Source organism: Limosilactobacillus caccae (assembly GCF_900156885.1).
Taxonomy (GTDB): Bacteria; Bacillota; Bacilli; order Lactobacillales; family Lactobacillaceae; genus Limosilactobacillus; species Limosilactobacillus caccae.
The window spans coordinates 128,848-136,604 of sequence record NZ_FTOY01000010.1; the positions used below are offsets into that span (position 1 = coordinate 128,848).

Here is a 7,757-nt window from a genome sequence, read left to right on the forward strand (position 1 = left end):
TAGAATTGATACGATTAAGGAAGTGAGCTAATGTTTCCAGAACGTCTGCGAGCCTTACGCAAGGGGCAAAAAATTACCCTCAAAGAGCTCGCCACACACCTCAACAACAATCTCGGCCCCAACGAAAAACCCAATACTGCTTCCCAAATAGGTAACTGGGAACGCGGCATCCGGACGCCATCATACGTTGAAGCCCGGAAATTAGCGGAATTTTTTGATGTCAGTCTTGACTACCTGACAGGAAAAACCGACCGTGATGATTTTGACCTCGCCAAGCTATTCTTTTCTAGTAAGAACCTTTCGTTTAACCAGACGGTCCTATCCAGCGACGACCGTTATGAAATTTTCCAACTAATCGATGGCTATCTCAAGGGACGCAACAACCGTCACGATACCGATACCTTCTACGGTAAGCAGGAACAACTAGATTTGAAGCTTAAGTAAGGAGTTTTTGATGAATCCAAAAAAGCTAAAACAACTTAAAAAACGGGTTAAAAAAGCCCAGCAAGCTGTCCACCAATCTTCATATATCCAGGAATTAACCCACTACCGGGACCTGTTTGATGACTTTCCCCCGATCAAGTACTTGATTAATAATGCGCTGGAAAGTGACCGCCTATTAAAAAACGGGCTCCTTCCCCAGCCGCTCCCCGAATTACTCTTACCAGACAATATTCAAGATACAATCTTCCAGCAAGTTAACGCAAAGTATCCTCAGGGTGATCCCCGCGGCGATAAACAATGGGATCAATACAACGAAGCGTTGCCAAAATTGGATAAAGCGCTCCGCAATTTCCGCGACTACCTCGAAGACACGTATGGAATGTGGTCGTACGTCAACGCCCCCTTCGCGAAGGCCCTGTCTGACTACTTAGCAGGTGCCCCTACCCTGGAGATTATGGCTGGGAATGGCTATATTTCCAAGGGCTTGCGTAACAATAACGCCCACCAGGAGATCTACACAACTGATAGCCAAGCCTGGGTGACGGAAAACGAAACTGGTAAACACCCGGTAACCCAGATTGAAAAGCTCGACGCGATTGCGGCAATCAAGAAGTATGGTCACCAGGTTAAATACGTAATCATGTCCTGGGCGCCTGATAAGCAGGAAACTGACTGGGAAGTATTGCAGCTATTGCGGCGTGACTACCCTGATGTCCACCTATTGGTAATTGGGGAAAAAGATGGGGCAACGGACTCTAAACGCTTTTGGCAAGAAGCTCACCTTCGCCAGGACGACCGTTTAAAGCAGGTTAATGCTAACCTCCATTCATTTGATTTAATTGATGAACAAATATATTTAGCAGAGTAAGAATGGCTGAGAATTAACTCAGTCTTTTATTTCGCAAAAAAGGTCACTTTCTTGCGGTTCTTCCCTAGTAATCACGGCGCAAATCAGCTAAAATATGACGAGTTTAATCATTATATAACTTTTTACACGTAAGGAGGTTCATCTTTATGAAATATCGCCTACAAGCCATCCTGTTTGTCTTCGTCGCATTCATGCTTGGCTGTAACGAGTACATGATCGTTGGTGTCCTGCCCGATATCGCTAAGGAATACCACGAATCATTGGGGCCACTGGGATTGCTCGTCACTGTCTTTGCCCTTGTCTACGCAATTTTTACACCAATTATTACTTCAATGGCTAGCCGCTGGAAACGGCACCACGTACTGTTGGTAATGATGGTTGTCTTCTTTATTGGTAACACCTGGACAGCCCTGGCGACGAATTATACTTCACTGCTATTATCACGGGTGTTGACCGCCACGGTTGCCGGCGCAATCATCTCAATGGTGCTTGTCATGGCCAGTTTTGTTGCCCCGCACGATAAGCGGGCAAGCCTCGTCTCGTGGGTGTTTGCTGGCTTTAGTATCGCATCTGTTATCGGAATTCCAATCGGGACCGTCATCAGCACAACCTTTTCCTGGCACGATAGTTTTTGGATGATCTCCGTAATTACCGTCGTCGTCTTTGCCTCGCTGATATGGCTGGTCCCCCGCGACACACCCCAGTTCAAGAGTACCCTGAATAAGCAGTTTGTCCTCTTCAAGGATTCACGGATCCTTCTCGGTGTTAGCTTTATCGTTGCAATCTGTGCTGCTGACTACACTGTCTACACCTATATTCGGCCGCTGATCACTAACGAGATGGGCTTTGATAATACCTGGTTAAACTGGTTGCTATTCGGGATGGGGATTTTCTTCATCTTTGGCAACAAGTTCGGTGGCTACCTCGCTGATAACGGTGGGGTGCACCGGCTCGGGATTATCTACATTATCATGACGGCGCTGTTCATCGTCTTTGGCCCAATCCTTTCGTTTAAGTGGGCAGCAATCTTAGTCGTGGCGATCTTGTGTATCGCCTTCTCCTGCTACGGGGCTTCGACCCAGTTGATGTTCTTAGATATCGCAGAAAAGGAATACCCACAATCCCTCGACCTTGCTTCCTCACTTAATTCGATCTTTGCCAATATTGGAATCTCTCTCGGCTCCTTCACCGCCTCACAGGCTGTGACCCTAACGCCAATGCGTAACCTTGGTTATGTCGGCGCCGTTTACGGAGCCTTAGCAACAATCTTAATCCTTGTTCTCAGCCGGCGTTACACTGGTATGCGGAGATAAAAAAACAGCAACCAAGAAAAATTCTTGATTGCTGTTTTTTCGTGTATTGATATTATCGCAGGTCAAAACGCGATGTCCACTTCGCAAATTGACCGGGCACCTCACGATCCGGTGAGTTAACGTGCCCCACTTTCGAAATGTCTAATGGCAGCAATTAAGGGTTGCTACCAGACCTCTCGACTCATCGCAATATTTAATCTACCACATTCTGCTAGTTAATTCAAACCCTAAGCACGAGCCTCAACAACGTCCGCCAGGTGCTCAGCTACCCATGCCTGGGCACGTTCAACTAAACTAGTGACACTGCCGTTTTGGTCAGTCTCGTTGGCTAGTTCGTCAATCCGCAGGCCGGTCTTATTGACGTCCTCGCTTTCCATAACCATGTATAAGTTAACCGGGTATTCCAGTTCCTTGTCCAGCAGCTTGCCGTCAAGCCGCTCGGCCTCCGCCATCGGGATATTGATCAAGTTGGTCTCTAAACGAACACTCACCGGGTCCCCTTTTTTCATCTTAACAGTCATCTCATATTGACCAAGGTGACCGGTGTCAAGCTGGTCGATCATAAACTTAATTGCCGCAGTCAGGACCGTCTTTTGCTGCGCCTGGGCCGCCGTCTTATCAACACGCTCTGTCACTACTTGATCACCAGTTAATTGGGCCAGGTAATCCGCTACTGACATCTTCATTTTTTCATCCGCTCCTCATACTCTGCAATCTTTTTCTTGGTGTACTCCCCGCGTTGCTTAACCCCGTAGTAAACGCCAGCCGCACCAAGTAAAATTCCTACGATACTAAATGCTTGAATAAATAATCCGTACGCGCTTTGCCGCGGGCTAACCATTTGGAAGGCCGCAAAACTGGCAATCGCAAAATACAGGTTTACTAAAATCGTGGCGTATGCACAAAAACGCATCTTGAGCATTGCCAAGCCGTTAACGATCACGGCCAGGACGATAAATAATCCTAACCGTGGCCATACCGCACCACTAGCAAGGCTTTGGCCGTGTTGTACAAACATAACGGCGTCCAAAATCAAGGCAACCACTGCTGCCACTGAAGTAACAATAATTACCTTTTGATAATTTTTCATTCAATTTGCCAACTTTCTTATTTAATTAGGTTTTTCACTACCTACTTTACCTTTAAAACAATAAAGAGGCTAGGTCTCTAGCCTCTTTATTTTACTAAATCATCCTTTAAAGCTCAATTAGGCTAACAGGTCCGCCACTTCTGCCGTTGGAATCCCGGTAATGTATTGCTGGGTACCAACTTCCTCGAGGACCTTTGCAATTGCATCGTGGTCGTACTTAACCCCTTCAAGGCGTTTTGCTAACGCGCTGATGTCTTGCGGACCGAAGAAGTCACCGTAGAACTTAACATTCTTGATAATCCCGTCCTTTACGTCAAAGCGGGCATCGATTGTCCCCATATCAAAGTGCTTCCGCCGCTTAATCGTAAACTCCGGTGACTTGCCGTAGACCCAATCCCAGTTGTTGTAGTACTGTTCGTAGATCTTATCAATTTCCTTTTGATCTGCTGGGGTAACCACGTATTGTTTATCCTTAACCTCAGCTAAACTATCAACGTGGTACAAGCCCTTAATTAATTCGTCACGGAACGTTGGCACGTCGATGTCTTGATACTTTTCATCCAGGTATGGCCGAAGGTTGGTAACCCGCGAGCGAACCGACTTAATCCCCTTTGAAGCAATCTTATCCTTGGCAACGTGAAGCGCATCCGCAACTACGCTCAAGTCGACGTTGAGCATCAAGGTCCCGTGAGAGAAGGTCTTACCGTTACGTGAATACATAGCGTTGCCTGAGAATTTCTTCCCATCGACAAGGATATCATTCCGGCCACTAACTTCGGCAGTCGTTGCGCCCATTTGGTGGAGAACGTCGACAATCGGCTTCGTAAAGGACTTGAAGTCACCAAATTCTTCACTATCACTTGGCACTACAAAGCTAAAGCAAAGGTTACCAAGGTCTTGGTAGACAGCGCCACCACCGGATAGCCGCCGGGTGACCCGGATGTTATGCTCTTTTACATAGTCGTGGTTAATCTCTTCCAGGGTATTCTGGTTCCGCCCGACGATGATACATGGTTCTTCGTAATAGAATAAAACCAATGGCTCATCCCCAAAATCCTTGTTGTTCATCAGGTACTGTTCGGTTGCGAGGTTCATCCCAATATTGTGGGAAGTCATTGATACATAACGCATAGGTATATCCCTTCTCTTGTGAAATCATAAACAATAATAGACTAAAACTTAAATTCTGTCATTTAAGTATCCACATGTAGTTTAAGCCCTTTGGTAAGCGTTTGCAAGCAATTAATAGATAGTTATAATTTCCCTGCTTTTTACGAGATTTTTACTAGTAAAACAATTTATAATATAAGTAACTACTATTCGGAGGTGTCACATTATGACAAACAGCAACCCATACCAACACATTTTAGCAGCCGTGGACGGTTCAAAGATTACCAGCAAGGTCCTCGACAGCGCGATCAAGGCCGCCTTACGCAATAACGCAGACTTAAACATCTTGCGGATCGTTCAGATCACCCAGCTGACTGATGGTTACAGCAATGCCAGCATGAACAGTGAACAGACCTACAGCATCGTTAAGACCACCAAGGAGCGGCTTGAAGATCTGCAAAAGAAAGCTGAAGAAGCCGGAGTTAAGAATGTTAGTATCCATATCCGTTTTGGCAACCCCAAGCGGGTCATTGCCCGGGAATTTCCGGATGACCATCAGACCGACCTAATCGTGATGGGGGCAACCGGGGTTTCCGGAATCGAACGAGTTGTCCTCGGTTCAGTCACTCATTATGTCAGCCGGATGGCCCCTTGTGACGTGATGGTCGTCCGGCCCAACAAGGAAGATAAATAGGAGGAATTTTTGTGAAAAAGATTGTTGCTGGAATCGTTGCCCACGTTGATGCGGGAAAGACGACCCTTACCGAAGCATTAATGTATAATACGGGAACCGTCCGCAAACTGGGGCGGGTTGACAACGGGGACGCCTTCCTCGATCCGGACGCCCTCGAAAAGCAACGGGGAATCACCATCTTTTCACACCAAGCAGAGCTACAATTCAACGACCTCTCACTAACCCTGCTCGATACCCCCGGACACGTCGACTTTGCTAGCCAGACTGAGCAAGTCCTGCCTGTCTTGGACTACGCCATCCTCGTCGTTTCCGCCACGGATGGTATTCAAGGCTATACCCGGACCCTCTGGCGCCTGCTCACCCGTTACCAGGTACCGACGTTTATCTTTATTAATAAAACAGACGTGGTTGGCGCCGCCCCTGCGCAGGTGGTCACTGAGCTCCAGCAGCAGTTTTCTGCCGGCTGTCTCACCTTTGCCGGTGAGCTTTCCGCAGCGACAAAAGAAGCGATTGCCATGCAAGACGATGACGCGCTGGAAAGCTACTTAGCCACCGGCGACCTCAGTGAAGACACCATCCAGCAACTGATTAAGCAGCGGAAGGTCTTCCCGTGTTATGAAGGGGCCGCCCTAAAGCTTGCAGGCATCGATGACTTGCTTACCGGGCTCGAAAAGTGGACCATGGCACCGACGTTTGAAAATGATTTTGCCGGCCGGGTCTTCAAAATCTCCCATGATGAAAAAGGTGAACGGCTCAGCTGGATCCGCGTCACGGGAGGTACCCTGCCTGCTAAAATGAAGCTCACGGATGCCGAAAAGGTCAACCAAATCCGCCTTTATAACGGGGCAAAATTCACTATCGAGCAGGCAATCCCTACTGGCGGGGTGGCGGCCGTAACCGGCTTGACGAGCACGAAACCTGGGCAAGGACTCGGGGCGACAACAGACCTCCCCGCCCCATTGATCCAGCCCGTCCTTAACTATGCCGTCCAGGTCGACCAAGCAAATATCCATGCCTGTTTGACGGCTTTGCAGGAGCTGGGTGATGAAGACCCCCAACTCCACGTAACGTGGTCACCGCACTTGCAAGAAATCCATGTCCAGATCATGGGGGAAGTCCAGCTTGAAATCATCCAGCAACTCCTCAAGGAGCGTTACCAGCTTGACGTCAGTTTTGACCAGGGACAAATCCTGTACAAGGAAACAGTCACGGCCCCGATCGAAGGTGTCGGCCACTTTGAGCCTCTTCGTCACTACGCTGAAGCCCACCTCTTAATTGAGCCAGGAAAGCCGGGCACGGGCATCCAGTACGCAAGTGACTGTAGCGTTGACGTTCTCGACCGCAACTGGCAACACCAGATTCTGACCGCCCTAAAGCAAAAAGAACACCGCGGCGTCCTCACCGGTGCCCCGCTGACCGATGTCAAGATTACCTTGATTGGGGGAAAAGGCAGCATCGTACACTCCGTTGGTGGGGACTTCCGCCAAGCAGCATGGCGGGCCGTCCGCCAGGGCTTGATGACCCTCGCAGGGCAAAATGCCTGTGAGCTGTTAGAGCCGTGGTACCAGTTCCGCTTAACCATCCCCAGTGACCAGGTTGGCCGGGCGATTAACGACATCCAGCAACGACACGGGTCATTCTCCCTCGGTGACGACGATGGCAGCGGGCTGACCACGATCACCGGTCAAGCCCCGGTCGCCACAATGCGGGATTACGCAAAAGATGTCCGCGCCTACACCCATGGTCAGGGACAAATTGATCTCGTTGTCAACGGCTACCAGCCCTGCCATAACAGCGCAGAAGTCATTGCGGCGGCTAACTACGACCCCGTCAGTGACCTAGAAAATACCCCCGATTCTGTTTTCTGTGCTCACGGTGCAGGTTACCCGGTGCGGTGGGATAAGCTTCCCGAAATGGCCCACTTCCCGTATCGTAAATAATTCAAAAAGAGCGTCCAGGTACCCACAAGGAATATCTGGACGCTCTTTTAATAACGATATTGCTATTATTGAGAATAAACTTGCTGAGCTACAGGGGGTGTATCTCAACTGTGTACTCTTTCCTACTGCTCATTCATCCTTAAATCCATCGGCAAGAAAAGTTGTTTTCAAAATCAAGTAAAATTCACAGCATCATATATATTAACATACTTGCAGTAAATCGTCTAATTCATAGAAGAAATTAGACACTAACGATGTGTTGCTCACAGAAAAAGGCGTCACCACTCATCCTTGAATG

The 7,757-nt window shown here is 48.4% G+C and carries 8 protein-coding genes; 5 read left to right on the top strand and 3 right to left on the bottom strand.

The annotated features are described in order from the left end of the window. Positions 1–30: 30 nt before the first annotated feature. The 3 genes from CZ502_RS04020 to CZ502_RS04030 all read left to right on the top strand — a co-directional run bounded on the left by CZ502_RS04020 (position 31) and on the right by CZ502_RS04030 (position 2,625). Complete coding sequence (locus tag CZ502_RS04020; RefSeq protein WP_076459811.1) at positions 31–444, top strand: helix-turn-helix domain-containing protein; 414 nt, start codon at positions 31–33, stop codon at positions 442–444. A gap of 10 nt (positions 445–454) precedes the next feature. Next, positions 455–1,312, top strand: a complete 858-nt coding sequence (locus tag CZ502_RS04025; RefSeq protein WP_076459812.1) for an SAM-dependent methyltransferase — start codon at positions 455–457, stop codon at positions 1,310–1,312. A gap of 146 nt (positions 1,313–1,458) precedes the next feature. Beyond that, a complete protein-coding gene (locus CZ502_RS04030; RefSeq protein WP_076459813.1) occupies positions 1,459–2,625 on the top strand; it encodes an MFS transporter in 1,167 nt (388 codons plus the stop codon). Positions 2,626–2,852: 227 nt separating this feature from the next. Here the strand turns inward: CZ502_RS04030 and CZ502_RS04035 are convergent, their stop codons facing one another. The 3 genes from CZ502_RS04035 to lplA all read right to left on the bottom strand — a co-directional run bounded on the left by CZ502_RS04035 (position 2,853) and on the right by lplA (position 4,846). Beyond that, complete coding sequence (locus CZ502_RS04035; protein WP_076459814.1) at positions 2,853–3,311, bottom strand: hypothetical protein; 459 nt, start codon at positions 3,309–3,311, stop codon at positions 2,853–2,855. Then, positions 3,308–3,715 carry a hypothetical protein gene (locus CZ502_RS04040; protein ID WP_076459815.1) on the bottom strand — a complete coding sequence of 136 codons (408 nt, stop codon included), beginning with the start codon at positions 3,713–3,715 and terminating at the stop codon, positions 3,308–3,310. Before CZ502_RS04040 ends, CZ502_RS04035 begins: the two co-directional genes overlap by 4 nt. 117 nt (positions 3,716–3,832) lie before the next feature. Then, complete coding sequence (gene lplA, locus CZ502_RS04045) at positions 3,833–4,846, bottom strand: lipoate--protein ligase (RefSeq protein WP_076459816.1); 1,014 nt, start codon at positions 4,844–4,846, stop codon at positions 3,833–3,835. 205 nt (positions 4,847–5,051) lie between these two features. Here lplA and CZ502_RS04050 point away from each other — a divergent pair, with 205 nt between their 5' ends. Together CZ502_RS04050 and CZ502_RS04055 are read left to right on the top strand one after the other, a co-directional pair. Beyond that, the gene (locus tag CZ502_RS04050) at positions 5,052–5,519 is read left to right on the top strand and encodes a universal stress protein (protein WP_076459817.1); all 468 of its coding nucleotides are present in this window, start codon (positions 5,052–5,054) and stop codon (positions 5,517–5,519) included. Positions 5,520–5,530: 11 nt separating this feature from the next. Then, a complete protein-coding gene (locus CZ502_RS04055; protein ID WP_076459818.1) occupies positions 5,531–7,459 on the top strand; it encodes an elongation factor G in 1,929 nt (642 codons plus the stop codon). Positions 7,460–7,757 lie beyond the last annotated feature (298 nt).